3 protein-coding genes are annotated in these 2,112 nt (G+C 70.2%); 1 reads left to right on the top strand and 2 read right to left on the bottom strand.

The window, feature by feature from the left end; translation table 11 throughout:
• Positions 1-202: 202 nt before the first annotated feature.
• Entirely contained in the window at positions 203-628 is a 426-nt protein-coding gene (locus DKL51_RS11650; RefSeq protein ID WP_109944876.1) for a cytochrome c oxidase subunit 4, read from the bottom strand.
• Positions 629-638: 10 nt separating this feature from the next.
• Complete coding sequence (gene ctaC / locus DKL51_RS11655; RefSeq protein ID WP_109944877.1) at positions 639-1,610, bottom strand: aa3-type cytochrome oxidase subunit II; 972 nt, start codon at positions 1,608-1,610, stop codon at positions 639-641.
• A 171-nt stretch (positions 1,611-1,781) separates the two neighbouring features.
• On the opposite strand from ctaC, the gene DKL51_RS11660 reads away from it, so the two are divergent.
• A partial coding sequence (locus DKL51_RS11660) for an aminotransferase class V-fold PLP-dependent enzyme (protein WP_124812042.1) occupies positions 1,782-2,112 on the top strand: 331 nt, incomplete at its 3' end.

Here is a 2,112-nt window from a genome sequence, read left to right on the forward strand (position 1 = left end):
GGCCTGCTCTTCGAGTACTACACCGGTACCCGCCGCGCCGCCTGACGCGCCCCTCTGCCGTCCGACCGCACCCGAAGGCGGGTCCCGGTCGCGGGTCGGCTCCGCCGGTCCCGCCGACGGGCGCCCCGGAAGCCGACGGCCCCGCACGCAGGTGGGCCCGCGTCCCTGATCGGGACGCGGGCCCACGAGGAAGCCGACAGGCTCAGTGCTCGGCGGTGCGGCGGGTACCGGTGTAGTACTCGAAGAGCAGGCCGCAGGCGGAGAAGATGACCGCCACCAGGCCGAGACCCAGCAGCCAGAACTGCCAGAACACCAGACCCAGACCCGCGATCGCGGCGGCCAGCGCCAGACCGAACGGCCAGTAGCTGCCCGGGCTGAAGAAGCCGACCTCGCCCGCGCCGTCGGCGATCTCAGCGTCCGGCCGGTCCTCCGGACGCAGGTCGATCCGGCGCGACACGAACCAGAAGAAGCCGCCGCACATCGCGCAGAGCAGGAAGGACAGCAGCAGCGCCACCGTGCCGACCCACTCCACCCGGCCGCCCTCGCCGTACGTCCACGAGGCGTAGAGGATGCCGACGCCGAGGAGGAACGTCGCGACGATCAGAAAGATCCGCCACTCGGTCTTCATGCCGGTCCCCTCAGCTTCCCGCGCCGGCAGTGGCGCTGTCCGGGTTGAAGTTGGCGCTGTTGCGCCGCGTGTTGAACGGCTGGGTGGTCTCCGCGTACGCCGGCTCGCCGATGGCCTTGAGCGCGTCCTGGGTCGACTTGCCGGCCTTCTTGGCCGCCAGGAACTGGTCGTACTTCTGCGGCGAGACGACCCGCAGCTCGAAGTTCATGAAGGCGTGGTAGCTACCGCAAAGCTCGGCGCAGCGGCCGACATAGGCGCCCTCGGTCTGCAACTCGGAGACCTCGAAGACGTTGCGGATGTTGCCCGGGAAGACGTCCCGCTTGAACAGCAGCTCCGGCACCCAGAACGAGTGGATGACGTCGCGGCTCTGCTCCTCGAACCGGATCGACCGGCCGGTCGGCAGGACCAGCACCGGGATGACGTCGCTGGTGCCGAGCACCGAGGCCACGGTGTTGGCGTCGCGGCCCTGGCCGTCGCGGTAGTTGAACTGCCAGTTCCACTTGAAGGCGACGACCTCGACCGTGACGTCCGGGTTCTTCGTCGTCGCCACCACGTTGGTCTGGACGACCGCCGTGTAGTAGAAGAGCACGGAGACGATCAGGATCGGCGCGATGGTGTAGAGGAACTCCATCGGCATGTTGTAGCGGGTCTGCACCGGCAGCTCGTTGCCCCGCTTCCGGTAGCGGATCACGCACCAGAAGATCAGGCCCCAGACGAAGAAGCCGACCGCGAGCGCCGCGATGCAGGACGCGATCCACAGGTCGTACATCCGGTGCGACTCGGGAGTGATGCCACCCTGCGGCCACCCGAAGCCGGCGAACGTCTTGCCGACGTCGCAGCCGGTGAGCAGAACCAGCAGCGCGGCTCCACCGAGACCGAGCCCGGCGAGCCGACCAGCACCACGCCCCCGGCGCCCACCGGCTCCTCGGGAAGCGCTGTGCCGTACGGCCGACGACCGTACCTCCGAACTCCTTGCGACCACCTGGTCCTGCCTCCCTAGCGCGCCGCGGTGGTTGTTTCCATCAGCACCGACGGCAAAGGCGTCACCGACGGTCGCAGATTACTCGACCATGACGGACTGGACCGTGTTGGGGTCAACCTCCGCCCCCATCGGGGGGATCTTGCCGGTACCGGCGCGATAGCGTGAGCTTTCGTGAGCGCATCCCCGGTCTACCTGGACGCGGCCACCGCCGCGCCACTGCACCCGGTCGCCCGGCAGGCGTTGCTGGCCGCGCTGGACGACGGCTGGGCCGACCCCGGCAAGCTCTACAGCCAGGCCCGCCGGGCCCGCCAGCTGCTCGACGCCGCCCGCGAGGCCACCGCGCAGACCCTCGGCGTCCGCGCCGACGAGCTCTCCTTCACCGCCAGCGGTACGACCGCGGCCCACGCCGCCGTGCTCGGCGGCCTGGCCGGGCGACGCCGGGTCGGGGCGACCCTGGTGCACTCGGCCATCGAGCACTCGGCGGTACTGCACGCCGCCGAGC

Origin of the sequence: Micromonospora globispora, from assembly GCF_003857015.1 — a bacterium.
Classification (GTDB): domain Bacteria; phylum Actinomycetota; class Actinomycetes; order Mycobacteriales; family Micromonosporaceae; genus Micromonospora; species Micromonospora globispora.

What these genes read in the sequence shown, in the direction of transcription:
- DKL51_RS11650 (WP_109944876.1), bottom strand. Translation starts at nt 628, where the DNA reads ATGAAGACCGAGTGGCGGATCTTTCTGATCGTCGCGACGTTCCTCCTC.